26 protein-coding genes, 1 tRNA gene and 1 pseudogene are annotated in these 25,697 nt (G+C 73.7%); 13 read left to right on the top strand and 15 right to left on the bottom strand.

All coding sequences use genetic code 11. The features are described from left to right. Positions 1–206 precede the first annotated feature (206 nt). From WCD74_RS25255 to WCD74_RS25240, 4 genes are all read left to right on the top strand, one after another. Positions 207–650 (top strand): DUF3052 domain-containing protein, encoded by a 444-nt coding sequence (locus WCD74_RS25255; protein ID WP_337697664.1) that lies wholly within the window; start codon positions 207–209, stop codon positions 648–650. 175 nt (positions 651–825) lie between these two features. Further along, a complete protein-coding gene (locus WCD74_RS25250) occupies positions 826–1,296 on the top strand; it encodes a peroxiredoxin (protein ID WP_337697663.1) in 471 nt (156 codons plus the stop codon). 54 nt (positions 1,297–1,350) lie between these two features. Continuing rightward, positions 1,351–1,425: transfer RNA gene (locus WCD74_RS25245), tRNA-Val, on the top strand. Between the two features lie 225 nt (positions 1,426–1,650). After that, complete coding sequence (locus WCD74_RS25240) at positions 1,651–2,406, top strand: histidine phosphatase family protein (RefSeq protein WP_337697662.1); 756 nt, start codon at positions 1,651–1,653, stop codon at positions 2,404–2,406. Here WCD74_RS25240 and WCD74_RS25235 read toward each other — a convergent pair. After that, entirely contained in the window at positions 2,382–4,757 is a 2,376-nt protein-coding gene (locus WCD74_RS25235) for an ATP-binding cassette domain-containing protein (RefSeq protein WP_337697661.1), read from the bottom strand. The genes WCD74_RS25240 and WCD74_RS25235 overlap by 25 nt on opposite strands. A gap of 90 nt (positions 4,758–4,847) precedes the next feature. Continuing rightward, positions 4,848–6,185: pseudogene (locus WCD74_RS25230) on the bottom strand (carotenoid oxygenase family protein); the annotation flags it as partial. Positions 6,186–6,495: 310 nt separating this feature from the next. On the opposite strand from WCD74_RS25230, the gene WCD74_RS25225 reads away from it, so the two are divergent. The 7 genes from WCD74_RS25225 (at position 6,496) to WCD74_RS25195 (ending at position 13,094) form a co-directional block, all read left to right on the top strand. Next, positions 6,496–7,689, top strand: coding sequence for an MFS transporter (locus WCD74_RS25225; RefSeq protein ID WP_337697660.1), 1,194 nt, complete (start codon positions 6,496–6,498; stop codon positions 7,687–7,689). A 73-nt stretch (positions 7,690–7,762) separates the two neighbouring features. Further along, on the top strand, positions 7,763–8,530 hold the full coding sequence (locus WCD74_RS25220; protein WP_337697659.1) for a class I SAM-dependent methyltransferase: 768 nt from the start codon (positions 7,763–7,765) through the stop codon (positions 8,528–8,530). Positions 8,531–8,682: 152 nt separating this feature from the next. Continuing rightward, complete coding sequence (locus WCD74_RS25215; RefSeq protein ID WP_337697658.1) at positions 8,683–10,131, top strand: AAA-type ATPase lid domain-containing protein; 1,449 nt, start codon at positions 8,683–8,685, stop codon at positions 10,129–10,131. 91 nt (positions 10,132–10,222) lie between these two features. Beyond that, positions 10,223–10,663 (top strand): hypothetical protein, encoded by a 441-nt coding sequence (locus WCD74_RS25210; protein ID WP_337697657.1) that lies wholly within the window; start codon positions 10,223–10,225, stop codon positions 10,661–10,663. Continuing rightward, on the top strand, positions 10,660–12,228 hold the full coding sequence (locus tag WCD74_RS25205; RefSeq protein ID WP_337697656.1) for a GMC family oxidoreductase: 1,569 nt from the start codon (positions 10,660–10,662) through the stop codon (positions 12,226–12,228). Before WCD74_RS25210 ends, WCD74_RS25205 begins: the two co-directional genes overlap by 4 nt. A 13-nt stretch (positions 12,229–12,241) precedes the next feature. After that, a complete protein-coding gene (locus tag WCD74_RS25200; protein WP_337697655.1) occupies positions 12,242–12,799 on the top strand; it encodes a YbhB/YbcL family Raf kinase inhibitor-like protein in 558 nt (185 codons plus the stop codon). Positions 12,800–12,860: 61 nt separating this feature from the next. Then, on the top strand, positions 12,861–13,094 hold the full coding sequence (locus WCD74_RS25195) for a hypothetical protein (protein ID WP_337697654.1): 234 nt from the start codon (positions 12,861–12,863) through the stop codon (positions 13,092–13,094). On the opposite strand, the gene WCD74_RS25190 is transcribed toward WCD74_RS25195, so the two are convergent. From WCD74_RS25190 to WCD74_RS25180, 3 genes are all read right to left on the bottom strand, one after another. After that, positions 13,087–14,295, bottom strand: coding sequence for a glycoside hydrolase family 1 protein (locus tag WCD74_RS25190; protein WP_337697653.1), 1,209 nt, complete (start codon positions 14,293–14,295; stop codon positions 13,087–13,089). The two genes, WCD74_RS25195 and WCD74_RS25190, sit on opposite strands and share 8 nt — an antisense overlap. Before the next feature lie 84 nt (positions 14,296–14,379). Next, positions 14,380–14,724, bottom strand: a complete 345-nt coding sequence (locus tag WCD74_RS25185) for a hypothetical protein (protein WP_337697652.1) — start codon at positions 14,722–14,724, stop codon at positions 14,380–14,382. Next, a complete protein-coding gene (locus WCD74_RS25180) occupies positions 14,711–15,508 on the bottom strand; it encodes a ParA family protein (RefSeq protein WP_337697651.1) in 798 nt (265 codons plus the stop codon). Before WCD74_RS25180 ends, WCD74_RS25185 begins: the two co-directional genes overlap by 14 nt. Before the next feature lie 423 nt (positions 15,509–15,931). Here WCD74_RS25180 and WCD74_RS25175 point away from each other — a divergent pair, with 423 nt between their 5' ends. Further along, entirely contained in the window at positions 15,932–16,294 is a 363-nt protein-coding gene (locus WCD74_RS25175; protein ID WP_337697650.1) for an STAS domain-containing protein, read from the top strand. 71 nt (positions 16,295–16,365) lie between these two features. Here the strand turns inward: WCD74_RS25175 and WCD74_RS25170 are convergent, their stop codons facing one another. The 10 genes from WCD74_RS25170 to WCD74_RS25125 form a co-directional block, all read right to left on the bottom strand. Next, positions 16,366–17,262 (bottom strand): enoyl-CoA hydratase-related protein, encoded by an 897-nt coding sequence (locus tag WCD74_RS25170; RefSeq protein WP_337697649.1) that lies wholly within the window; start codon positions 17,260–17,262, stop codon positions 16,366–16,368. 13 nt (positions 17,263–17,275) lie between these two features. Next, positions 17,276–17,677, bottom strand: a complete 402-nt coding sequence (paaI, locus tag WCD74_RS25165; RefSeq protein WP_337697648.1) for a hydroxyphenylacetyl-CoA thioesterase PaaI — start codon at positions 17,675–17,677, stop codon at positions 17,276–17,278. Beyond that, positions 17,674–19,695 (bottom strand): phenylacetic acid degradation bifunctional protein PaaZ, encoded by a 2,022-nt coding sequence (gene paaZ / locus WCD74_RS25160; RefSeq protein WP_337697647.1) that lies wholly within the window; start codon positions 19,693–19,695, stop codon positions 17,674–17,676. The genes paaI and paaZ overlap by 4 nt, the downstream gene beginning before the upstream one ends. Before the next feature lie 9 nt (positions 19,696–19,704). Next, positions 19,705–20,772, bottom strand: coding sequence for a 1,2-phenylacetyl-CoA epoxidase subunit PaaE (paaE, locus tag WCD74_RS25155; protein WP_337697646.1), 1,068 nt, complete (start codon positions 20,770–20,772; stop codon positions 19,705–19,707). Further along, a complete protein-coding gene (gene paaD / locus WCD74_RS25150; protein WP_337697645.1) occupies positions 20,772–21,263 on the bottom strand; it encodes a 1,2-phenylacetyl-CoA epoxidase subunit PaaD in 492 nt (163 codons plus the stop codon). Before paaD ends, paaE begins: the two co-directional genes overlap by 1 nt. Continuing rightward, positions 21,257–22,183 carry a 1,2-phenylacetyl-CoA epoxidase subunit PaaC gene (paaC, locus tag WCD74_RS25145; RefSeq protein ID WP_337697644.1) on the bottom strand — a complete coding sequence of 309 codons (927 nt, stop codon included), beginning with the start codon at positions 22,181–22,183 and terminating at the stop codon, positions 21,257–21,259. The genes paaD and paaC overlap by 7 nt, the downstream gene beginning before the upstream one ends. Continuing rightward, positions 22,180–22,524 carry a 1,2-phenylacetyl-CoA epoxidase subunit PaaB gene (paaB, locus tag WCD74_RS25140; RefSeq protein ID WP_373696126.1) on the bottom strand — a complete coding sequence of 115 codons (345 nt, stop codon included), beginning with the start codon at positions 22,522–22,524 and terminating at the stop codon, positions 22,180–22,182. Before paaB ends, paaC begins: the two co-directional genes overlap by 4 nt. Positions 22,525–22,526: 2 nt before the next feature. Further along, a complete protein-coding gene (gene paaA, locus WCD74_RS25135; protein ID WP_337697642.1) occupies positions 22,527–23,489 on the bottom strand; it encodes a 1,2-phenylacetyl-CoA epoxidase subunit PaaA in 963 nt (320 codons plus the stop codon). 93 nt (positions 23,490–23,582) lie between these two features. After that, a complete protein-coding gene (locus WCD74_RS25130; RefSeq protein WP_337697641.1) occupies positions 23,583–24,212 on the bottom strand; it encodes a TetR/AcrR family transcriptional regulator in 630 nt (209 codons plus the stop codon). Between the two features lie 69 nt (positions 24,213–24,281). Beyond that, positions 24,282–24,695: a DUF1761 domain-containing protein gene (locus WCD74_RS25125; protein WP_337697640.1), complete on the bottom strand. Its 414-nt coding sequence runs from the start codon at positions 24,693–24,695 to the stop codon at positions 24,282–24,284. Between the two features lie 126 nt (positions 24,696–24,821). Here WCD74_RS25125 and WCD74_RS25120 point away from each other — a divergent pair, with 126 nt between their 5' ends. Next, complete coding sequence (locus tag WCD74_RS25120) at positions 24,822–25,676, top strand: 3-hydroxyacyl-CoA dehydrogenase family protein (RefSeq protein ID WP_337697639.1); 855 nt, start codon at positions 24,822–24,824, stop codon at positions 25,674–25,676. The last annotated feature ends 21 nt before the right edge of the window (positions 25,677–25,697 follow it).

The raw sequence follows: 25,697 nt of genomic DNA, 5'->3' as shown, positions 1-25,697 counted from the left end.
ACCCCGTGTCGCCGGAACGTCATCTCTACCGGCGGGTAGCCCCGATCCGTCGAGTCCCGCGGCGACACGACGTCGTCACCCCCGCGGCCGCGTGGCTGGTTGCGTCCGGCACCCCGGCCGTGTTCGCTGTGCGTCACGACACCCGGACGGGTCGTCGGTGCGGCGTACCCGGGGGTGCGCCCGGACACGGAGGAGGGACGGGACACGTGGTCGCGGCCGCGGGGGACTCCGACGGCAGCCGGAACGATCTGGCGGGCAAGCTCGGGGTCGAGCCGGGGATGATCGTCCAGGAACTGGGATGGGGCTCCGACGTCGACGACGACGTCCGATCGGCGATCGAGGACCGCTGCGGCGAGGACCTCCTCGACGAGGACGCGCAGGAGGTCGTCGACGTGGTGCTGCTGTGGTGGCGCGACGACGACGGGGACCTCGTCGACGCCCTCATGGACGCCCGCGGACCCCTCGACGACAACGGCGTGGTCTGGGTGCTGACACCCAAGACCGGCTACGGGGGGCACGTCGAGCCCTCCGAGATCGCCGAGGCGGCGCCCACCGCGGGGCTGTCTCAGACCTCGAACGTCAACATCTCCGACGGCTGGGTGGGCACCCGGCTGGTGGCGCCGAAGTCCGGAGGACGGGGCAAGCGCTGAGGCCCGCGGGGAGGCGGACCGGTCGTGGCCGCCTTCCCGCCCAGCGTCATCGGGCGTAAGTGCGTCGACCTGCTCGCCGGCCGGTACACCGGCAGCGTCTCGGTCCGCCTCTGACCCCGACCTCGCTAGGGTGGCGCCCGCACCTGTCGAACACCCGTGAGGAGACGCACGCGCCATGACCGTCGAGGTGGGCTCGAAGGCCCCCGAGTTCACGCTGAAGAACCAGGACGGCCAGGAGGTCTCGCTCTCCGACTTCCGCGGCAAGCAGGCCGTCCTGCTCGTCTTCTACCCCTTCGCCTTCTCCGGGATCTGCACCGGCGAGCTCTGCTCGGCCCGTGACGACCTCTCGGCGTTCCAGAACGACGACGTCCAGATCCTCGGCATCTCGGTCGACACCACCTGGTCGTTGAAGGCCTGGGCCACGCAGGAGAACTACCAGTTCCCGCTGCTCTCCGACTTCTGGCCGCACGGTGCGACCGCCGAGGCCTACGGGGTGTTCTCCGCCGACCTCGGGTTCGCGTTCCGCGGCACCTTCCTCATCGACGCCGACGGCGTCGTGCGCTTCGCCGAGCACAACGGCCCCGGCGACGCCCGCAACCAGCAGGGCTGGAAGGACGCCATCGAGGAGCTCAAGGCCGCGGCGTAATTCGCGGTGACGACGACGGGTCCCGGGCTACCGTTCCCGGGGCCCGTCGTCCGAGGGCGCATAGCTCAGCGGTAGAGCGCCGGCCTTACAAGCCGTCGGTCGCAGGTTCGAATCCTGCTGCGCCCACCAGGCACCTGCGCCTGCGCCGAGTGCGACACGGCGCAGGTTCCGAGGCCGCCGAACCTGCCCGATGTGGCACTCGCGGCGAGCGTGCCGGCCCGCCACGCCGAGTGCGACATGGCGCAGGTTCCGGGGCCGTCGAAGCTGTCCGATGTCGCACTCGCGGCCCGCCCGTTCGCCCGCGGGCAACGCACCGCTGGAACACCGGCCGTCCGGCCGGGCAGGCTGGCCCGCATGTACCGCGTCGTCCTCCTGCGCCACGGCGAGACCCACGGCTACTCCGGCGACCTCGGGCTGACCGAGCTCGGGCAGGCCCAGGCGCGGGACCGGGGGAGGCAGCTGGCCAAGGAACTGGTCACCGCCCCCGACGGCACGAGGATCCGGTTCCCGCACGCCCCGACCGCCCGCGGGACCGCCACCGCGGTGACGCTGCGGGCCGCGTTCGCCGAGGCGCTCGGCGACGACCACGGCCTCGCGCTGGGCGACCTCGAGCCGGACGCGCACTTCGACAGCCTGCGGTTCTTCCACGACGGCGTCGCCCGCGAGTCGTCCGCCGTCGCGGCCGACCGGATCGCCCTCGACCCGGGGTCGGGCGCCGATCCCGACTGGGCCCTCGAGTACGACCGGTTCGACGCGAACTACGGGGAGCTGTCCAAGACCGGCGGGCCCATCGATCGGTGGCTGACCTCGACCACGCTGCGCTTCGAGCCGCCGCAGGTCGCGGTCTACCGGCTCTGGGCCGGGGTGCGAGCGCTCGCGGCGAAGGAGGAGGTGGCCCTCGTGAGCACCCACTCCGGCCCGATGCGCGCGTTCGTCGCGGCCGCCATCGGGCGGGACCCGGGGGAGCCGGAGAACCTCGAACCGGTGGACGTGACGCTGGACGGCCGGCTCGCCGAAGTCGTGTTCCGCGAGCACCGGGTGGTCGTCGAGGTCCCCGACCGGCTCCCGCCGTGGATCGCCCCGGGCTACGTGGCGGGAGAGCCCACGTAGTCGGCCAGGTGCTCGCCGGTCAGCGTGGACCGCGACGCCACCAGGTCGGCCGGGGTGCCGGTGAACACGACCTGCCCGCCGTCGTGCCCCGCGCCCGGGCCGAGGTCGATGATCCAGTCGGCGTGGGCCATCACGGCCTGGTGGTGCTCGATGACGATCACCGACTTGCCGGCGTCGACGAGGCGGTCGAGCAGCCCGAGCAGGGCCTCGACGTCGGCGAGGTGCAGGCCGGTGGTCGGTTCGTCGAGGACGTAGACGCCGCCCTTCGCCCCGAGGTGGTCGGCGAGCTTGAGCCGCTGCCGCTCGCCCCCGGAGAGGGTGTTGAGCGGCTGACCCAGGCGCAGGTAGCCGAGCCCGACGTCGACGAGCCGCTCCAGGATCCGGTGGGCCGCCGGCAGCTTCGCGTCACCCTGACGGAAGAACTCCTCCGCCTGGGCCACCGACATCGCCAGCACCTCGCTGATGTCCTGCCCGCCGAACCGGAACTCCAGGACGTCGGCCGAGAACCGCTTGCCCTCGCACACCTCGCACGTGACCGCCACGGAGGCGATCGGCCCGAGGTCGGTGTCGATCACGCCGGCGCCGTTGCAGTTCGGGCAGGCGCCCTCGGAGTTCGCGCTGAACAGCGCCGGCTTCACGCCGTTGGCCTTCGCGAACGCCTTGCGGATCGGCTCGAGCAGACCGGTGTACGTGGCCGGGTTGCTGCGCCGCGAGCCGCGGATCGGTGCCTGGTCGACGACCTCCACGCCCTCCAGCCCGGCCACCGACCCGCTGATCAGCGAGCTCTTGCCCGACCCGGCGACCCCGGTCAGCGCCACGAGGACCCCGAGCGGGATGTCGACGTCGACGTCGCGCAGGTTGTGCGTGCTCGCCCCGCGGACCTCGAGCTGCCCGGACGGCGCCCGCACCGCGTCCTTGAGGGCCGCGCGGTCGTCGAGGTGGCGACCGGTGACGGTGCCGCTGGCCCGCAGCTCGGGGACGGTGCCCTCGAACTGGATCGTGCCGCCGTCGGTGCCCGCCCCGGGGCCGAGGTCGACGACGTGGTCGGCGATCCCGATCGTCTCCGGCTTGTGCTCGACGACCAGGACGGTGTTGCCCTTGTCGCGCAGGGCGAGCAGGAGGTCGTTCATCCGGGCGATGTCGTGCGGGTGCAGCCCGATGGTGGGCTCGTCGAACACGTAGGTGACGTCGGTGAGGGCCGACCCGAGGTGCCGGATCATCTTCGTGCGCTGCGCCTCCCCGCCGGACAGCGTCCCGGAGGGCCGCTCCAGCGAGAGGTAGCCGAGGCCGATCCGCACGAACGAGTCGAGCGTGTGCGACAGCGACTCCAGCAGCGGCTTCACGGACTCGTCGTCGAGACCGCGCACCCAGTCCGCGAGGTCGCTGATCTGCATGGCGCTCGCCTCGGCGATGTTCACCCCGCGGATGCGCGACGAGCGGGCGGCCTCGGTGAGGCGGGTGCCCTCGCAGTCCGGGCAGGTGGTGAAGACGACCGCGCGGTCGACGAAGGCCCGGATGTGGGGCTGCATCGCCTCGCGGTCCTTGGACAGCATCGACTTCTGGATCTTCGGGATCAGCCCCTCGTAGGTGAGGTTGATCCCCTCGACCACGATCTTGGTGGGCTCCTTGTACAGCAGGTCGTGCTGCTGCTTCTTGGTGAAGGCCTTGATCGGCCTGGTGGTGTCGAAGAACCCGCTGCCCCGGAAGATGCGGCCGAACCAGCCGTCCATGCTGTAGCCGGGGATGGTCAGCGCGCCCTCGTCGAGGGACTTGTCCTCGTCGTAGAGCGCGGTCAGGTCGAAGTCGGAGACCGCCCCGCGGCCCTCGCAGCGGGGGCACATCCCGCCGGTGATCGAGAACTCGCGCCGCTCCTTGACCTCCTGCCCGTTCTTCGTGGTGGTCACCGCACCGGCCCCGCTGATCGAGGCGACGTTGAACGAGAAGGCCTGCGCGGACCCGATGTGCGGCTCGCCGAGGCGGCTGAACAGGATGCGCAGCATCGCGCCCGCGTCGGTGGCGGTGCCGACCGTGGAGCGCGGATCGGCGCCGAGCCGCTGCTGGTCGACGATGATCGCGGTGGTCAGCCCGTCGAGGACGTCGACGTCCGGCCGCGCGAGCGAGGGCATGAAGCCCTGCACGAACGTCGAGTAGGTCTCGTTGATCAGCCGCTGGGACTCCGCCGCGATCGTCGCGAACACCAGCGAGGACTTGCCCGAGCCGGACACCCCGGTGAACACGGTGAGCCGCCGCTTGGGCAGGTCGACGTCCACGTCGCGCAGGTTGTTCTCCCGGGCGCCCAGGACGCGGATGCGCTCGTGGGTGTCGGCGGTGTGCGGGGCCTCGGTGCTCATCGGAAGTCTCCATCGCTCGCGTCCGGTTCTCCTGCGACGACACGGGAGCGCGCCGGAACGTGACGGGAGGGTAGCGAGGCCCTCCGACACTCACTCCTCCGTCGGCAGCCAGGCCCCGTGCAGACCCAGCGGCACCCGGGTGGGGACGTGCACCCGGGCCACCGGCCCCGAGGCCGGGTCCGCGGCGGGGATCACCAGGAACGAGCTCGCACCGTCCGTGCGGTCGGTCGCGTAGGTGACCCACCAGCCGTGACGCTCGTCGGGATCGCCGGGCCGGGGCACGAAGGCCGGCTCGCCGACCGCGAGGTCGCCGGCGAACCACCGGGTCGTCGTGCCCGTGGCCGGGTCGATCCAGAAGATCGCGTCGTTGTCGCCGCCGACGAGGTCCTGGGTGCCGTTCTCCCCGCCCAGCGCGACGGTGCCGTGCTGCTCGCCGATGCGGCGGTCGTCGATCCGCGGGAACTCCACCGACCCCGGCTCCGCGGCCCGACGACGGGTGATCGTCCCGCAAGCCGGGTCGATCGTCGCGCGGTACAGCCCGCCCTCGTTCGGCCCCGGGACCAGCCCGCCCGGCCGCTCCCACTGCACGTAGTCCAGCACGACCGCGTCCCCGTCGTCGTAGGCGTTCGCGCTGTGCCAGCTCCAGAACGTCTCCGTGTGCGCCCAGCGCACCGGCGAGCCGTCGCGGGGCACCAGCGCGATTCGCGTGCCGTCCTCAGGGCGCCAGGCGAGGAGCGAGCCGCCGCTCATCGCAGCGGCGACGTCGAAGTACAGCGGGCCCAGCACGACCACGACGTAGCGCCGCGTCAGCGCCATGTCGTGGATCATGACGGGCCGCTCGACCTCGGGTACCGGGGTCGGGGTGCGGGTGGCCCGGCCGTCCGGGCCGAGCACGGCCCACGTCAGGAACGGTGGTTCGAGGCCGTAGCAGAACACGACCATCTCGCCGGTCCGCGGATCGACCTTGGGATGGGCGGTGATCCCGGCCGGGAGCGCGCCGTCGAAGGTCTCGCGGCCCAGCGTGTCCAGGTCGGGCGACAGAGCGAACGGGCACGTCGACTCGCCGAGCGCGAGCAGCCGGCCGCCGTGCCGGACCACGTTGATGTCCGGCAGCTCCCTGCCCCGGGCGGCGAGTTCCGGGCCGACGGTGTCGGGGTCGGGCCGCAGCCCGCTCATGATGCCGCCCCACAGGGCGTGCCCGGCCCGCTCCTCGGCGTCGAGCGCCGGGGTGTGCACGAACCGGTTGCCGTAGCGGGCGCGGCCCTCGGAGACCCACAGCCCGTGCACCCTGCCGTCGCCGTCGAGCGGGTAGACGTAGGAGCCGATGGGGGAGAAGCGCGGGTTCGGGCCGTTGCGGAGGTAGAGGCCGTCCATCTCGGGCGGGAGCTCGCCCTCGACGCGGAGGTCGACGGCGTCGGTCTCGGCCGTGACGGGTGCGAACGGCCCCTACAGGTGCGGCTCGGTGGCGACGTCGAGCGGCGCGACGGACGCGATCGACGTCTTCTGCACTCCGGACCTCGCTCCGCGACGGGGGGCTGGGCTGCTCAGGTGACGGACGCGCCGTCCACCCCGCGATGCTGGCACCGAGAGTGACCTCGACACGAAGGGCGAGACCGGACCGTGACGTGGCCGCGACCCCGGGTCCGAGCACCGTCACCGTCCGCGCACGACCCCGCGGCCGCGTAGGCTCGGCCCCCGTGAGCCCCGACGTCTCGTCCGCCGGGACGGCCCGACCCCGGTGACCCGTCCCGCCCGGTCCGGCGTCACCTTCACGGTCGCGTCCGTCGCGCTGCTCGTCACCTGCGCCGCCGCCGGGGTGCCCGCCCCGCTCTACGTCGTCTACGCGCAGACCTACGGCGTCTCGACGGTGGCCCTCACCGGCGCGTTCGCGATCTACATCGTCCCGCTGATGGTCGCCCTGCTCTGCTGCGGCAGCCTGTCCGACCACCTGGGACGACGGCGGGTCGCGGTGCCCGCGGTCCTGGTCGGCGCGCTGGCCTGCGGGGTGCTCGCGACGGTCGACTCGGCGGCGCCCCTGATCGCCGGGCGGGCCGTGCAGGGCCTGTCGGTCGGGCTCGCGCTCAGCGCGCTCGGCGCCCTCGTCGTCGACCTCGAACCGGCGCCGCGCCGCGGCCTGGCCGGCGCGGTGACCAGTGGGGCCCCGCCGGGGGGCATCGCACTCGGGGCGCTGGCGTCGGGGGCGGCGGTCCAGGTCGCACCGGCCGCCGCACCGGTCGTCTCGTTCGTCGTGGTGGCGGCGCTGCTGGTGGCCGCGGCGGTCGCGGTGGCGCTGCTGCCGGAGACCGTGGAGCGCGGGCCCGGCGCGCTGCGCTCGCTGCGGCCGCTGGTGCGGGTCCCGACGACCGTGCGACCCGTGTTCGGCGCGGTCTGCCTGCTGGTGGCCGCCACGTACGTGCTCGGCGGCTTCACCCAGGCCCTGGCCCCGGCGCTGGCGGTCACGGTGCTCGGTCGTCAGGACCTCTTCAGCGGCGCCCTGGCCGTGGCCGTCTACCACCTCGCCGGGCCCGCCGCGGGCCTCGCAGCCAGCCGGTTGCGGGCCACGCACGCCCTCGGCGTCGGCTCGGTGGTCCTCGCGGTCGGGACGACCGGCTACGTCGGGGCGATCGCGCTCGGCAGCTTCGCGGCCTACCTGGCCGCCGCCGTCGTCGCCGGGGCGGGCTTCGGGGTCGCGTTCGCGGGCGCCATGCGGGTCCTGCTCGACCGCAGCCCCGCGGGCGCCCACGCGGGCACGCTGGCCGCGGTCTACCTGTTCTGCTACCTCGCGGCCGCGGTCGCGAGCCTGCTCGCCGGGGTCGCCGTCGAGGCCTGGGGCCTGGCGCCGGTGGCCTCGGCGCTGTGCGGCGTCGTCGTCGTGATGGTGGTGGCGGGCGGGACCGGGTCGGTCCTGCGCGCGCGGGCGCGCCCGGCCTGACCCGATCGTGAACCGTCGACGCGCACGACGACCTGTCACGCTGTCCGGCGAGAGCACCAGGGGGGCGAGGGCGATGACCGACCGGATCACCGAGCACTACGGCCGGCTGGCGGCCACCTACGACGACCACTGGACCTACGACCCGGAGTACGTCCGCGCCTTCGCCCGTGCCATCACCGGGGCGCTGCGGCTGCACCCCTCGGACGCGATCGCCGACGTCGGCTGCGGCACCGGGCTGTACACGCGTCGGCTGGCCGAGGACGTGCAACCGACGCGCCCGGTCCTGTGCGTCGACCCGGTCCCGGCGATGCTCGACCGCGTCCCGGTCTCGCCGCTGCTGCGCCCGCTGCTCGCCACGGCCGAGGACGTGGCCTCCGGGCACGTGGCGCTGCCGCACCCCGGCCCGCTCGACGCGGTCGTCCTGAAGGAGTCCCTCCACCACGTCTCCGACCGGCCCGGGACGCTGCGCGGCCTGGCCGGGCTGCTCTCCGACCACGGCCGGCTGCTCGTGGTGATGCTCCCGCGGACGATCCCGCACCCGCTGTTCCCGGCGGCGCACGAGCGTTTCGAGGCGCTCCAGCCCGACCCGGCGGAGATCGAGGCCGCGGTCGCGGACGCCGGGCTGCGCGCCGCCACCAGCTACCGCACCTTCCACGTGGCGATCGAGCGCGAGCGGTACGTGCACATGCTCGAGTCCCGGTACATGTCGGTGCTCGACGGATTTTCCGCCGACGAGCTGGCCGAGGGCGTCGCGCAGTTCCGGCACGCGTACCGGGAGCAGCCGGTCCTGCGGTTCGACGACCACTTCGCCTTCGTGACGGGGTGGGTCCCGCCCGCCTGACGCGGGGGGCTGTCCCGCCGTGCTCAGTGAGGTTAGCCTCACCTCATGTCCGCCCGTCTCAGATTGACACCGGGAGACGGTTCCCCCCGGTGTCGCCCCTGTCACAGTCGACGGCGATCCGAGACGCGATGACGCGCGAGGGAGAGGCCGGCATGACGACGACGGGGCTGTGCGAGCGCGAGCAGCTCGCGGTGGCGCGCGACACCGCGCCGTCGCACCGGCTCGTCGCCTCGTGGCGGCGCAGCGCCGGGTACGGGCTCCCGCTCGACACCGTGGACCCCGCGTTCGCGGGCGCGGTCGACGACGGGTCGCTGTTCTACGAGTCCGGCCACGAGATCCTCGAGGGCCTGCACCGGACGCTCGGCGAGGAGCCGGTGAGCCTGATGCTCACCGACGTCGACGGCCTCGTCCTGAACCGCCTGTGCACCGACCGCCGGCTGCTCGGGGCGCTCGACGACGTCTCGCTCGCGCCCGGGTTCGACTACTCCGAGCGGTTCGCCGGCACGACCGGCCTGGGCCTCGCGCTCGCCGACCGCGTGCCGACGCTCGTCCGCGGCGACCAGCACTACTGCACCCGCCTGTGGGGCTACACGTGCGCCGCGGCCCCGGTGACCGACCCGGGCAGCGGCGAGCTCGTCGGCAGCGTCAACCTCACGACCTGGTCGCAGCGCTCCCACACCCTCCTGCTCGCCCTGGCCCAGACCGCCGCGCGGGCGACCGAGGGGCTCATGCTCGCCCGGGGTCGCGGGCGGGCGCCCCGTCCGACGAGCCGGGGTCGGGTCGTCCGGGTCCCCGTCCCGCGCGACGACGCCGGACTCGGGCCGCTCTGGCGGGCGGCGGAGGACCGGGCGATGGCGGCGCTGGCGGGCGACGGCGGTGTCGCGGTCGTGGGGGAGTCCGGGGTGGGACGCAGCGCGCTGCTGCGCGCCGCGCACGCCCGTCGGTCCGGACGACGGGTGCTGCACGTGCGGCCGCCGGAGCCCGAGGACGTCGGCTCCTGGCTCGCCCTGTGGGCCCCGGAGCTGGACAAGCCGTCCACGAGCGTGATCGTCGGGCGGGTCGACCACCTGCCCGCCTGGGCGGTCGACGAGGTCGCGGGTCTGCTCGCCGACGGTCCTGCGGGCTCGGTCTCGATGACCGCGCGCGACCTCGCCGCCGTCCCCGAGGCCCTGCGCCCCCACGTCGGCACCGTCGTCGAGCTCCCGCCGCTGCGCCACCGGCCCGACGACGTCCTCCCGCTCGCCGTCCGGTTCGCCCGCGAGGCCCGGGGCCGCGCGGTGCGCGTCGACCCGGAGGCCGAGCAGGCGCTCACGACCTACCCCTGGCCGGGCAACGCCACCGAGCTGCGCACCGTCATCCGGGGCGCCGTCGCCGGGGCGGACGTGGTCTCCGTACGCGACCTGCCCCCGGAGGTCCGCGCCGGCGGCCGCCACCGGCTGACCCGTCTCGAGGCCCTGGAGCGCGACGAGATCGTGCGCTGCCTCGCCGAGCCCGGCGCGACCCCGGCGACCGCCGCGTCCGCGCTCGGGATGAGCCGCTCCACCGTGTACCGGCGCCTCGCCCGGTACGGCATCCGGCCGCCCACGGGACCCGCCCGGTAGGCGGCCCCGCACGCGAGGACCAGCCGGCGTCGGCAGCGACCGACGTCGGTCGATCGACCCTGCCCGCAGGAACCCGACGAGGAGAGGTGTGATGACGAGTTCCTTGGTCTCGACACAGGACCGACAGACCCTGGTGGCGGTGGTGTACGCGGCCTTCCCGCACAGCACGTTCCCGCAGGGGCCCTACCAGCGCGCCGCCGACGCGGTGCTCGAGGCCGCGGGCGCCGACCCGCGGTTCCTCGCCCAGCTCGTCCAGGGGCTCGGCGAGCTCGACGCGCAACGCGAGGTGCCCTTCGCCGAGCTCGACCCCGAGACGGCCCAGGCCGTCCTGCGCGGGGCCGACGGCACCCCCTTCCTGACGGCGATCGTGGACAGCGCCGTCGTGACCCTCTACAGCGACCCCGAGGTGTGGGAGCTGCTCGGCTACGAGGGCCCCTCCTACGACCAGGGCGGCTACGTCCACCGGGGCTTCGACGACCTCGACTGGCTGCCCGACCCCCGCATCGAGCACGAGCAGGAGATGACGGCATGACGCGCTTCGAGGACGACGACTCCGACGTGGTGGTGGTGGTCGGCTCCGGCGCCGGTGGCGGCACCGTCGCCAACGAGCTCTGCCAGCGCGGCTTCAAGACCGTGGTGCTCGAGGCCGGGCCGCACCTGACCGGCGAGGACTACCACCAGGACGAGTGGGCCGCGTTCGGGCAGATGGCCTGGACCGACCCGCGGACGACCTCGGGCAGCTGGCAGGTCGCCCGGGACTTCCCGGACCTCCCGGCGTGGATCGTCAAGGCGGTCGGCGGGACGACCACCCACTGGGCCGGCGCCTGCCCGCGGTTCAAGCCCCACGAGTTCGCGGCGCGCTCGACCTACGGCGACATCGACGGGGCCTCCCTGCTGGACTGGCCGATCGCCCTGTCCGAGCTCGAGCCGTACTACGACAAGGCCGAGATCAAGATGGGGGTCACCCACCGGCACGGCCGCCCGCCGCTCCCGGCGAACAACAACTACAAGGTCTTCGCGAACGGCGCGGAGAAGGTCGGCTACCGCTACTACTCGACCGGTCCCTACGCGACGAACGCCGAGCCGTACGACGGGCGCCCGGCCACCGTGCAGGACGGGTTCAACTTCCAGGGCGACAAGCACGGCTCGAAGTGGTCGACCCTGGTCGCCGAGCTGCCGAAGGCCGAGCGGACCGGCAACCTCGACCTGAGGCCGGACAGCCACGTGGCCCAGATCCTCCACGACGCCACCGGGCGCGCGACCGGCGTGCTCTACGTCGACCGCAACGGCACCCTGCGCCGCCAACGTGCCGCCGTGGTGTGCGTGGCGGGCAACTCCATCGAGACGCCCCGCCTGCTGCTGCTGTCCGGTTCGGCGCAGCACCCGGACGGCCTCGCGAACTCCTCGGGCCAGGTCGGCCGGAACTACATGCGCCACACCACCGGCACCGTCTGGGGGCAGTTCGACAAGCCGGTGCGGATGTGGCGCGGCGAGACCATGGCCGGGGTGATCGCCGACGAGTCGCGGCTGGACACCGACCGCGGGTTCGTCGGCGGTTACTACATGGAGACCATCTCCCTGGGGCCGGCGTTCCTCGCCAAGTTCATCGCGCCCGGCCGCTGGGGCAGCCACATCAGCGACCTGCTGGACAACTACCGCAACACCGCGGGCATGTGGATCGTCGGCGAGGACATGCCGCAGGCGGACAACCGCATCACCCTCTCCGGCTCCACCGTGGACCAGCACGGGCTGCCGGTGGCCGACGTGCACTTCGACGACCACCCCAACGACGTCGCGATGCGCCGGCACGGCCAGAAGCAGGGTTCGGCGGTCTACCAGGCGGTCGGGGCGCAGAAGACCATCGAGACGCCGCCGTACCCGTCGACGCACAACCTCGGCACCTGCCGGATGAGCCAGCGGCCGCGCGACGGGGTCGTGGACCGGTTCGGGCGCGCGCACGACGTGCCGAACCTGTTCATCTCCGACGGCAGCGTCTTCACGACGGGGGCCGCGGCGAACCCGACGCTCACGATCGTGGCCCTGGCGACGCGCCAGGCCGAGTACATCGCCACCGAACTCCACAAGACCCTGAGCTGAGACGAGGCAGACGATGACAGCCACGGCCACCGCGCCCACTGCGCCGCCCGACCCGTACCTGTTCCTCCCGGACCTGCCCACGTTCACCGTCACGAGCGCCGACGTCGCCGAGGGGACGCCGCTCGCCGCGCCGCACACCAGCGGCCTGATGGGCGTCCCGGGCGGGCAGGACCGCTCGCCGCAGCTGAGCTGGCAGGGGTTCCCCACGGCCACGCGCAGCTTCGCGGTCACCTGCTACGACCCCGACGCCCCGACGGCGAGCGGCTTCTGGCACTGGGCCGTCGCCGACATCCCGCCCGACGTCACCTCGTTGGCGGCGGGGGCGGGCGACCCGGACGGCTCGCGTCTGCCGGAGGGCGCGATCGCGCTCCCCAACGACGCCGGGCTGCACCGCTACCTCGGAGCCGCGCCCCCCGAGGGCCACGGCGTGCACCACTACCACTTCGTGGTGCACGCGGTCGACGTGCCGCGGCTCGGGATCCCGCGGGGTGCGACGCCGGCCTACCTCGGGTTCGTCCTGTTCAGCCACGCGATCGCCCGGGCCCGGGTGACCGCGGTGTTCGAGCGCTGAGGACCTCCGGCGCCGCTGTCGCGTCCCCGCGGCAGCGGCGCCCTGCCAGGGGAGCCGGGCGATGCTGACGGTGCGGGTCTGCTTCCTGCGCGAGGTCGGGCTGGCGGCCGTCGTCGTGGTCGGCGCGCCGGGCGCCCTGCCGTCGGCGGTCCGGCTCGTGGGCTTCGACGTCGGCGTGGCGGTCTCCCGGCTCGCCGTCACGCGGCGGTGTGCCGGGGGGTGCTGCCTGTGCCGGCAGAACGCCTACCGGCACCTCGACACGGTCATCGAACGCGCGCAGGCGGACCTCACCTGAGGACCGACAGGTCCCCGGTGCGCGCGACCTCGCCGAACAGCTCCGCGCTGCGGCGCGGGACCCGGCGGAGCCCGTCGGCCCGGTCGATCCCGACGAGCCCGAACGTCGGCCGGTACCCGACGGCCCACTCGAAGTTGTCGAACGACGACCAGTACAGGTAGCCGCGGACGTCCACGCCGTCGGCGAGCGCCGACGCCACCTCGCCGAGGTGCGAGGCGAGGTAGCGGACCCGCTGGTCGTCGTCCGCCGTCGCGATCCCGTTCTCGGTCACGACGACGGGGAGCCCGGCCTCCGCGATCCGGCGCAGCACCGCGCCGAAGCCCGCCGGATACACCTCCCAGCCCATCAGCGTGGTCTCCACGCCCTCCGGCGGGGGCGCGGTGAGGTCGGCCGACGTCGCGTCGATCAGCGCGCGCGAGTAGTACTGCAGGCCGACCCAGTCGCCGACGTCGCCGCCGGCCTGCAGGTCGTCGAGGTGCGTGTCGACCATGACCATCCGCGCCGCCGCCGCGGCACCCTCGTCCGCCTCGTCGCCGGGCCGCAGCGGCTCCAGGTGCGGCAGGTGCAGGCAGGTGCCGATCCGCGGGTCGCCGGGCCCGGCCCGGAGGATCCCGGTCGCCGTCCGGTGCGCCTGCGCGAGCACCCCGTTGACCGTGACGGCCTCGGTGAGGTCGCGGTGGCCGGGCGGGAACTGGCCGGACAGGTAGCACTCGCGGGCGACGATCTGCGGCTCGTTGATGGTGCAGGCGTACGGGATGCGGTCCCCGAGCGCCGCGGCCACCCGCTCGACGTAGCGCCCGAACACGTCCAGCGCGTCCGGCGCGAGCCAGCCGCCGCGGGCGGCGAACCAGCGGGGCAACGTGAAGTGGTGCAGCGTCACGAAGGCGGTCAGCCCGTGCCGGGCCAGCGAGTCGAGCATGCGGGCGTAGTGGTCCAGGGCCGCCGTCGAGAACTCGCCCTCCGCCGGCTCGATCCGCGACCACTCCAGCGAGAACCGGTGCGCGGTCTGCCCCAGCGAGGCGAGCAGCGCGAAGTCGTCGTCGTAGCGGTGGTAGTGGTCGATCGCGTCCCCGGAGGGCTCCACGCACGGCGAGGACGGGTCGTGCTCCCAGTCCCACCAGTCGTTGTTGACGTTCCCGCCCTCCACCTGGTGCGCGGCGGTGGCACTGCCCCAGAGGAACCCGTCAGGGAAGGTCGGCACAGTCCGCCAGGCTCCCATGCACAGGGTTACGCACAGGTGTGCATACGTCCCTCCGCCGTGGTCGGGAGGGTGTGGTACGGCGGGTCAGCGGGGGGAGGCGCCGCCCTGGTCGAGGTAACCGCGGATGGCGTCGCGGAGCAGCTCGACCACCGGACGGCCCTCCTCGATGGCCCGGATGTGCAGCTCGTCGCGCAGGGCCCGGGGGACCCGGCCGGACAGGTAGACCAGTTCCTGGCGGGGCGTGCCCGGGGCCCGGTGGTGCTGGCGGCGCCCGCGGGGGCCGCCGTCGCCCACGGGCATGAGCGACCCGGGGGCGGGCGTGAGCATCGACGACGGTTCGGGACGACGGCGCTCGCCCGCGGGCGGCGGCTGGCGACGCGGTGCACCGCCCTGGCCCGGCGGGGTCGCGCGGGGATCAGGCGAGGGCATCGGTGCCGGCCTCCAGCTGGTCGGCGAGGGCCGCGAAGACCTCGAGCAGCGGACGGCCCGCGGCTCCCCGTGCCCGCAGCGGCTGCGCCGCGTCGACGGCCTCGGCCAGTGCGGCCCGGGCCGGGACGGGCGGCGACCAGACCAGCTCGCCGAAGGTGTCGGCGACCGAGTCGGTGTGCCAGGTGTGGAGCCCGCGGCGGCGGTCGTGCTCGTTGACGATCACCCCCGACACCGCCAGCTCCGGTCGACCGAGGTGGCGCCGGTACCCGGCGACGAAGTCGCGGACCCGGATCGCGCCCTGCAGGTGGTCGTACTCCGGGCGCAGGACGAGCACGACGGTGTCCGCGGCGGCCAGGCCGAGCTGGGTGAGGTGCCCGAGCGAGGGCGGGCAGTCCAGCAGGACCACGTCGTAGTCCTCGGCCACGCCGGACAGGGCGATGTCGAGTCGCTCGTGCGAGCCCAGCTGCCCGGCCTCGGCGACCCGGGCCTCGAGGTCGTAGCGGGCGGGGAGCAGGTCGATGCGCTCGGCGGCCGGCACCGTCCAGCGGCAGCCGACGATCGCGTCGACGGCACAGCCCTTCTGGTGGGCGGCCACGACCTCCGCGGCGGTGACCATGTCGCTGAGCTCGGCCTCGCCGTAGCCCAGCCGCCGCGACAGGTTCGCCTGCGGGTCCATGTCGACGGCGAGCACCCGGCGGCCGCGGTCGGCCAGCGCCTCGGCGAGGTGGGCGATCACCGTCGTCTTGCCGGCCCCGCCCTTGTTGTTGGCCACCGCGACACGCACCGGACCCGCACCTCGCCCCCGACCTCACCCGGCGCGCCTGCCCGTTGCGGCGGGGCCGGACGTGCACAGTGACACCCGCGCCGTCGTGCTCACAAGCACTCGCGCACTCGTGCACGTGTGCACATCGGGGCTTGCGCCGCGTGGGGGAACCGAACACGACCGGTGGCCCTGCACCGGCTCCAACGGCGTAGCGCGAGCGGGTGAATGACGCGCTCGGCTTCGTTCGATGAACACTGCCGCCGCGCTGCGGCCCCCTTCCGGCCGAACGCCGCGCCGCCTATCGTCCTGCGACACCGATCGCCGAGCAGCAGCGCCGGGCACCGCCCCTCCGCCGCGCCGGCGCCGACTGCGCCCTCCCGCTCCACGACGCCGCCCCGTGCTGCCCGTGCGCGGTCCGGGGTGCCCTGGGAGGGGGAACCAGTGATGGTGACGAGGCCGTCCGCATCGCCGTCGACGGCACGGCGCGGTGCGGAGCTGGAGGCGGTCGTCGGCGAGTCGCCCGGGGCGACCGTGATCCGGTTGCGGGGCCGGATGCGGGCGGGCACCGCCCGGGTCCTGCGCGAGGCCGTCGAGGGCGTCCTCGCGACCGGCTCCACCTCGCTGGTCCTCGACCTCTCGGAGGTCGTCGCCGACGACGAGCTCGGCCTCTGGGTGGTGCCCGCCGTCGCCGGCGAGGCCCACGACGCCGGCGTCGCGTTCACCGTCGTCGCCCCGCACCGGTCCCTGCGCTCCCGGCTGCGCCGTCTTGGTGGTCGGCCGTTCGACCTCGCCGACACCTGGCCCTGAACCGGCTCCGGTGATCACCGGACCCTCACCGGGCCGGGGCGGGCCCGGCGAGCCGTGTCAGGGCCTGGTGATCATGACCCGGGCGGCGTCACGTCACCCGGCACCGGCGGCCACGGGTCGACCAGGTCCAGGTGGTCGCCGACCGACGCCGTGAACCGTGGCGGGCGCTTCTCCAGGAACGACGTCACGCCCTCGGCCGCGTCCGGCCCCGCACCGAGGGCGGCGATCACGCGCGTGTCCATGCGGTGCGCGTCCCACGGGGAGTCGGCGCCCAGCATCGACCACATCATCCGGCGGGTCAGGGCGACCGAGACGCCGGAGGTGTTCTCCGCGATCTCGGCGGCGAGCGCCCGCACGGTCGCGCCGAGCTCGTCGTCGGGAACCACCCGGGAGACCAGCTGGCCCGCGAGGGCCTCGGCCGCGTCGAACACCCGGCCCGTGGCCACCCACTCCATCGCCTGCGAGATGCCGACGACCCGCGGGAGGAACCAGCTCGAGGCGCCGTCGGGGGCGATGCCGCGACGGGTGAAGACGTAGCCGAAGCGGGCGGTGTCCGCGGCGATCCGGACGTCGGCGGGCAGGAGCATCGAGGCCCCGATCCCGACGGCGGGTCCGTTGACCGCCGCGATCACCGGCTTCACGCTCGCGGCGATCCGCAGCACGACGACCCCGCCGAGGTCGCGCGGCATCCCCGCGATCGACCCGCCCGCCTTCAGGCGCGCGTCCTGCACCGCCTGGTAGTCGAAGGTGGAGCCGCCGCGCCCGAGGTCCGCGCCCGCGCAGAACGCCCGCCCGGCGCCGGTGATCACGACGACGCGCACGGCGTCGTCGGCGTCGGCCTCGTCGAACGCGGCGACCACCTCCGTCGCCATGGTCGGGGTGAAGGCGTTCATCCGGTCCGGGCGGTCGAGGGTGATCGTCGCGATCCCGTCGGCCACCTCGTAGCGGATCTCGGTGAGGGTGGGCACGACGACGATCGTGTCAGCTGCGCTGGATCGTGCGGCTCCGACCGCGGAACTCCGCGATCACGAGCCCGTCGGTGGGACGGGTGATCGTGACGTCGTAGACCCCGGAGCGGCCGTACCGGGTGCGTTCGGTGGCGACCGCCTCCAGGACGTCGTTCTCCCGCGCGGAGGCGACGAAGGTGATGTCGCCGGCGGCCGCCACGGTCACCGGCCCGGGGGAGTTGCACGCGCAGGCGAAGGCCGAGTCGGCGAGCAGGAACAGGTACCCGCCGTGGCACATGCCGTGCCCGTTGACCATGTCCGAGGTGACCCGCATCGTCAGGCGGGCCTCGCCGTCGGCGGCGGAGTGCAGCTCCATGCCGAGCTTGCGGGACGCGGCGTCGTCGTCCCACATCCGTTGGACGGAGGCCGTGATCATGACTGCTTCGCCACCAGCGTCAGCACGTCGTAGCGCGCCACCGAGTCGCCGTCCTGGTTCGTCACGTCGGCGTCCCACCGGACCTCGCCGTAGGCGGCGGTGTCCCGCGGGGTGATCTGCTTGGCGGTGAGCGTGATCGTCAGCTCGTCGTCGAACTTCACGGGGGTCAGGAACCGCAGCGAGTCCACGCCGAAGTTCGCCAGGACGGGGCCCGGTGCGGGGTCGACGAACAGGCCGGCCGCGAACGACACCACGAGGTACCCGTGGGCGACGCGCTCGCCGAAGAACGGGTTCTGCGCGGCGGCGTCGGCGTCCATGTGCGCGTAGAACGTGTCGCCGGTGAACTCCGCGAAGTGCTCCACGTCCTCGAGCGTGACCCGGCGCGGCCCGCCGACGACGGTGTCACCGATCCGCAGCTCCTCGAGGTGCTTGCGGAACGGGTGGACGTCGGTGACGGTGCGCGTCGAGCCCGGGACCCAGCGGCCGGTGACGGCGGTGAGCATCTCCGGCGAGCCCTGCACCGCGGTGCGCTGCATGTGGTGCTTCACGCCCCGGATGCCGCCCATCTCCTCGCCGCCGCCGGCGCGCCCGGGGCCGCCGTGGACGAGCTGCGGCATCGGTGAGCCGTGGCCGGTGGAGGCCTTCGCGTCGTCCTGGTCCAGCACCAGCAGGCGCCCGTGCCACGGGGCGACGCCGAGGACGACCTCCCGGGCGAAGTCCGCGTCGCCGGTCACCACCGACCCGGCCAGCGACCCCTGCCCCCGGGCGGCCAGCTCGATGACCTGCTCGACCGAGGTGTAGGGCACGAGCGACGACACCGGCCCGAACGCCTCGACCTCGTGGACCGCCGCGGAGTCCGGGTCGGCGGCGAGTAGCACGGGGGAGAGGAACGCGCCGCGCTCGGCGTCGGCGTCGACGACGTCGACCTGGTCGGGCGAGCCGAACAGCACCCGGGAACCGTCGAGCAGCGCCTTGAGCGACCGCCGCACCTCCTCGCGCTGCTCGAGCCCGGCCAGGGCGCCCATGCGGACGTCGGGGTTCGCGGGGTTCCCGACGACGACCGTCCGCAGCCGCTCGGCCACGGCCTCGGCCACCGCGTCTTGGTGCTCGGCCGGCACGAACGCGCGCCGGATCGCGGTGCACTTCTGGCCGGCCTTGACCGTCATCTCGGTGACGAGCTGCTTGACGTAGAGGTCGAACTCGGGGGTGCCGGGCGCGGCGTCGGGGCCGAGGATCGAGCAGTTCAGCGAGTCGGCCTCGGCGGTGAAGCGCACCGCGCGAGCCGAGAGGTTCGGATGGGTCCGCAGCTGCCGGGCGGTGGACGCCGAGCCGGTGAAGGAGACGAGGTCCTGCTCGGTGAGGTGGTCGAAGAGGTCCCCGACGCTGCCGGCGACGAACTGCACGGCGCCCTCGGGCAGGAGACCCGAGTCGACGATCGACCGGACCAGACCCGCCGTCAGGAAGGCGGTGGGGGTGGCCGGCTTGATGATCGTGGGGACCCCCGCGAGCAGGGCGGGAGCCAGCTTCTCCAGCGGGCCCCAGCAGGGGAAGTTGTAGGCGTTGACCTGCACCGCGACGCCACGCAGCGGCGTGAGGACGTGCTGGGCGAGGAACGAGCCGTCCTTGGACAGCGGCTCCACGTCGCCCTCGACGAGCACGGAGCCGGCCGGGAGCTCGCGCTTGCCCTTGGAGGCGTAGGCCTGGAGCACCCCGATGCCGCCGTCGACGTCGAACTTCGAGTCGCCGAGGGTGGCGCCGGTGCGGGCGGAGAGGGCGTACAGCTCCTCGCGGTGCTCGCGCAGGTGCCCGGCGAGGGCCTTGAGCAGCGAGGCGCGCTGGTGGAACGACAGCTCCCGCAGTGCGGGGCCAGCGGTCGTCCGGGCGTAGGTCGCGGCGCCCGCCAGGTCGAGGCCGTCGGTGGAGAGCCGGTCGATCTCCTCACCGGTCACGGCGTCGAACATCGGCCGGCCCTCACCGGTCCCGGCCCGCCAGCGTCCCTGCAGGTAGCTCTCGATCACGCGTAACCCCTAGACGTCGTAGTCGATGGTCAGCTCGGCGGAGACGGGGACGGACTGGCACGTCAGCACGAACCCGGCCTCCACCTCCTCGGGCTCGAGGGCGAAGTTGCGCTGCATGGCGACCTCCCCGACGACGACCTTCGCCCGGCACGTCCCGCACACCCCGCCCTTGCAGGCGAACGGCAGGTCCGAGCGGACGCGTTGCGCCGCGTCGAGAACGAAGGAGTCCGGCGGGACGGTGGCGGTGACCTCGCGCCCGTGAAGGATCACGCGCGCCTCGACGCCCTCGGCGGGCGCCTCCTCGTGGCGCACCGGCTGCGGCGGCGGGGTGTCGACGTAGAACAGCTCGGCGTGCACCCGCTCGCGCGGCACCCCCAGCTCGGCGAGCTCCTCGCGGGCGCCGGTGACCATCTCCAGCGGCCCGCACAGCCACCAGTGGTCGACCTGGGGGGTGGGGACGAGGTGGGTCAGCAGGGAGCGGAGCTTCTCGCGGTCCAGACGACCGGCGAAGATCTCGGCCTCGACCGGCTCGCGCGAGAGCACGTGGTCGAGCTGGAACCGCGCGCGGTAGCGGTCCTTCAGGTCGGCGAGCTCCTCGGCGAACATCACCGTGTCGGCCCGTCGGTTGCCGTAGAGCAGCGTGACGTGGGTGTCGGGGTGTGCGGCCAGCACGGTCGCGGCGATCGAGAGCACCGGGGTGATGCCCGAGCCCGCCGCGATCAGCGTGTGGTGCTCGCCGGGCTGCGGGTCGGGGGTGAAGCGCCCGTCCGGCGGGCCCACCTCGAGCGTGTCGCCGACCGCGAGCCGGTCCACGAGCATCTCCGAGAACAGGCCGGTCTCGACGCGCCGCACGCCGATCCGGGGCGCGGTGCCCTCGGGCGCGCAGATCGAGTAGGACCGACGCTCGCCGTCGTGGGAGAGCGTGAGGTACTGCCCGGCGCGGAAGGCGTAGTGCTCGCGCAGCTCCGGTGGGACGTCGAAGGTGACGGCGACGGCGTCGTCGGTGAGGTGCTCGACGCCCGCGACGCGCAGCGGATGGAAGCCGGTCTCGGTTCGGACGTCGGGTGCCGTCGTCATCAGATGTCCTTCATGTGCTCGAACGGCTCCGCGCAGGCCCGGCAGCGGCGCAGGGCCGTGCAGGCGGTCGGGCCGAAGCGCGACAGCTCCTCGGTGTCGGCGCTCCCGCAGCGCGGGCAGGCGACCCGCTTCGGCGGGGCCGCCAGCGTCAGGGGCACCGGGCCGGTGGAGCGCGGACCGATGTGGTCCGGTGGCGCCACCCCGGCCTCGGCGAGCTTGCGCCGGCCCTCGTCGGAGATGAGGTCGGTGGTCCACGGCGGCGTGAGGGTCACCTTCACCTCGACCTCGCCGTACGCGCCGAGGGTCGATCGCAGGTCGTCGGCCATCGCGTCGAGGGCGGGGCAGCCCGCGTAGGTCGGGGTGATCGTGGCGACGATCCGGCCGCCGTCGTCCGACACCGACCGCAGCACGCCGAGGTCGGCGAGCGTCAACATCGGCATCTCGGGGTCGGTCACCGCCGCCGCGGCCTCCCAGAGCTCGGCGCTCACCACGTCGCGTCCGGGTGCGCCCGGGCCAGCGACTGCATGACGGCGAGCACCCGGCCCAGCGACTCGGTGTGCACCCCGTCGCGCCCGCCTCGGCCGCCGACGAGCCCGACGGCGGGCCGGGTCGGCTCGGTCAGCGTGGCGACGGGGAGGACCTGCGCGACGTCGGCGTCGACCGAGGCCCGCAGCGACGCCGGGTCCACCGCGACGCCCGCCTCGACCAGCCGCGACTCGACCGGGTGGGCGAGGAACAGCTCCGTCACGAACGGCCAGACGTCGTCGAGCCCGGCCTGCATCCGCTCGTGGGACTCGGTGGTGCCGTCGCCGAGCCGCACGACCCACCCGGCCGCGTACTCGCGCTGGTAGGCGAGCTCGGGCACGGCCTTGGCCGCGACCGCGGCGAGCACCGGGTCGGCCGAGCCCCGCAGCGTGGTCATGAGCGCGAGGCGCCACGACGAGTAGACGAGGATCCAGGCCATCGTGCGCCCGAAGTCGCCCAGGTCCATCTCCGCGAGCGTGACGTTGCGGAAGGACCGGTCGTCCCGGAAGTAGGCGAGGACGTCCTCGTCGGAGAGACCGGCCGCGAGGCCCGGCATCCGGAAGCGCTCCGCGGCACCGAGGTGACCGGCGCGGGAGAGCAGGACCCGGGCCTGGCCGAGCAGATCGAGCGCGATGTTGGCGAGCGCCACCTCCTCCTCGAGCTCCGGCGCGTGCGTGGCCCACTCGGAGAGCCGCTGGGAGGCGACGAGCGCGTCGTCGGCGAGCATGAGGCAGTACGCGGCGAGGTCCTCGCGGTCGACACCCTCCGGCGCGGGTGCGGTGACCTCGACGACGGTCTCGTCGAACCCGGCGCCGTAGGCCCACCGACCCTCGTGGTCCGCCTCGGCGAGGGCGTCGTAGACGTTGTCGCTGTCCGTGGCGCTCACAGGTGCGGCACGTCCTCGGGGATCTCGTAGAACGTGGGGTGGCGGTAGACCTTGTCGGCCGAGGGGGAGAAGAACGGGTCCTTCTCGTCCGGGCTCGACGCGGTGATCGCGTCGGCGCGCACGACCCAGATCGACACGCCCTCGTTGCGCCGGGTGTAGAGGTTGCGGGCGTTGTGCAGGGCCATGTGGTCGTCGGGGGCGTGCAGCGACCCGACGTGCACGTGGTTCAGCCCGCGCTTGCCGCGGACGAACACCTCGTAGAGCGGCCAGGTGCGGTCCGGGGTGACTCCCGGCTGGATCGTCGGCTCGCCCTCGGGGTGGGCGGTGACGTCGTCGGCCATGCTCATGCTGCCGCGCCTTCCCGACGACGGGTCTGCTGCTTCGCCGCGTACGCGGAGGCCGCGTCGCGGACCCACTGCCCGCCCTCGTGCGCGGCGCGGCGGTGGGCCAGGCGCTGGGCGTTGCACGGCCCGGCGCCCTTCACGACTGCGGTGAACTCGTCCCAGTCGATCGCGCCGAAGTCGTGCGCCTGTCGCTCGTCGTTCCAGCGCAGCTCGGGGTCGGGCAGCGTCACGCCGAGGGCGGCGGCCTGCGGGACGGTCATGTCGACGTAGCGCTGGCGCAGCTCGTCGTTGGTGTGCCGCTTGATCCGCCACGCCATGGACTGCTGGGTGTTGGGGGAGTCGCCGTCGGCCGGGCCGAACATCATCAGCGAGGGCCACCACCAGCGGTCCACCGCGTCCTGGACCATCTCGCGCTGTGCGTCGGTGCCGGCCATCAGCGTCATCAGGAGCTCGAAGCCCTGGCGCTGGTGGAACGACTCCTCCTTGCAGATCCGCACCATCGCCCGGGCGTACGGCCCGTAGCTGGAGCGGCAGAGCGGGACCTGGTTGCAGATCGCGGCGCCGTCGACGAGCCAGCCGATGACGCCGATGTCGGCGTAGGTCAGCGTCGGGTAGTTGAAGATCGACGAGTACTTCTGCCGTGAGTCGATGAGCTTCTCGGTGAGCTCGGTGCGGTCGACGCCGAGGGTCTCGGTCGCGGAGTACAGGTAGAGCCCGTGACCGGCCTCGTCCTGGACCTTCGCCAGGAGGATGGCCTTCCGCCGCAGGCTCGGGGCGCGGAGAATCCAGTTGCCCTCGGGCTGCATGCCGATGATCTCGGAGTGCGCGTGCTGCGCGATCTGCCGGATCAGCGTCTTCCGGTAGCCCTCGGGCATCCAGTCCCGCGGCTCGATCCGGCCCTCGGCGGCCACCGTGGCGTCGAACGCCTCGGCCAACTCCTGCTCGTCGCGGTCCACGGCCATGCCCTCCCGAATGTTCGTTCGGTTACCGATGGTGCCCGACGGCGGGGTCCGAACGCAAGGGAGGTGCCTGCGGCAGGTGAGCATCCAGTGGGGTCATGGGCCCACTCGGTGCTCACCTGGCCGCAGGCCACACGCGGGCAGGACGACGGCGTCGACGAGGCGGGCGAGGAGGTCGACGTCGACCGGCTTGCGTTGGACGACGAGGCGGAACGCGGTCATCGAGGGCGTCACGTGGGCGACCGTGTCGACGTCGACGTCGTCGCGGACCTCGCCCCGCTCGATCGCGCGCCGGATCAGCAGGCGCTGCGAGGCCACGAACGGCTCGACGAGCGCGGTGCCCGCCGCGTCGGCCAGGGCGGGTTCGGCCGACAGCAACGACGCGATGCCCGAGGCGACGGCGAGTGCGCGACGGTCGTCCTCGTCGGTCTGCGGACGCATGAGGGCGAGCAGGTCGCCGCGCAGGGTCCCGGTGTCGGGCAGGTCCTCGAGCGTGGGCGTCCGGTCGAACTGCGCCACGGCGTGCGCGACGAGCTCGGCCTTGGAGGGCCAGCGGCGGTAGAGCGTGGCCTTGCCCGCCCCGGCCCGGCGGGCGACCTGGTCCATCGTCATGCGCTCGTAGCCGTGCTCGGAGAGGACGTCGAGCGCCGCGGCGACGATGGCCGCGTCGCGGCTCGCGTCGCGGGGTCGCCCACCGCGGGAACGTCGCGCGGGTTCGTCGGTCATCGCGGATCATCCTCCTCCGGAACGCCGGGAGGCCCCGGCACGGGAGCCGGGGCCTCGGGACGGTCGACCTCAGACCAGGACGAGCAGCACGCTGGTGACGAGGCTCGTCACCAGGAAGTAGGGGGCGTTGAGCGCCCCGTAGCGCAGCGGGTGGGGGAAGTTCGGGTTGATCGCGATCTGGAACGTCATCGCGAGCAGGTAGCCGATCCCGACGACGAGCCCGAAGACGAGCGCGTCGCCCACGGTGGTCAGGCCCAGTGCGGCGACGAGCACCGCACTCGCGAGGACGACCAGGAAGCCGCAGACGAGCGGCCCCACGGCCGCGACCGGGGACGGCTTCGGCGCCTCCTGACCCTCGCGGCCCAGCACCCGCAGGTACTGCTTGCCGACCACCGCGCCGAAGTACAGCCCCCCGAGGACGGCGGAGGCCACGGTGGCGATGACGACGGCGAGCCAGTTGATCTGCGCGAACGCGGCGAACATGAGGATTCCTCTTCCCCTTCGGCAGCGGGCCGGCGGCGGCTGCGACGCCAGTAACGATACTAGTCGGTTCCGGAACGGGCAAGTCTCGTTCAGCTCGAACCCGGGATCTGCGCCAGGGTGCTGCGCATGACGATTCCCGAGAGCGTCGGTGTCATCGGTGGCGGCACGATGGGCGCGGGGATCGCCCACGTCCTCCTGACGGCGGGTGCGGCCCGGCTGGCCGTGGTGGAGAGCGACGAGGAGCGCGCGGACGCGGCCCGATCCGCCGTCGGGACGAGCCTGCAGGGGGCCGCGGACCGCGGGAAACTGCCCGAGGGGACCACCGTGGACTCGCTGCTGGAGCGGGTGCGCTTCGTGGTCGGGGCCGGGGAGCTGCCGGACGACGCGGGCCTCGTCGTCGAGGCGGTCCCGGAGCGGATCGACCTGAAGCAGCAGATCCTCGGCGACGTCGCGCGGCGGTGCCCGGACGCGGTCCTGGCGTCGAACACCTCGTCGTTGTCGGTCGCGGCGATCGGGGCGGAGCTGCCGGCCGAGCGGGTCATCGGGATGCACTTCTTCAACCCCGTGCCCGCGCAGAAGCTGGTGGAGCTGATCCGGACCCCGCAGACCTCGGACGCGACGGTGGACCGTGCCCGGGAGTGGGTCGGCGACCTCGGCAAGACCCCGATCGTCGTCGACGACTCGCCGGGCTTCGCGACCTCCCGGCTCGGCCTGGTCGTCGGGCTCGAGGCGATCCGGATGGTCGAGGAGGGCGTCGCGAGCGCCGAGGACATCGACACCGGGATGGAGCTGGGCTACCGCTGGCCGATGGGTCCGCTGAGGCTCACCGACGTCGTCGGGCTCGACGTCCGGCTGGCGATCGCCGAGCACCTCGAGCGCGAGCTGGGGGAGCGGTTCGCCCCGCCGCAGCTGCTGCGCGACAAGGTGGAGCGCGGCGAGCTCGGGCGGAAGTCGGGGCAGGGGTTCCACTCCTGGGACTGACGCTCGTCACGTCCACCTCAC

Source organism: Actinomycetospora aurantiaca, assembly GCF_037401875.1.
GTDB classification, from domain to species: Bacteria; Actinomycetota; Actinomycetes; order Mycobacteriales; family Pseudonocardiaceae; genus Actinomycetospora; species Actinomycetospora aurantiaca.
Note: the sequence above shows the minus strand (reverse complement) of the source record. Positions and strands in the feature narration are given on the sequence as shown.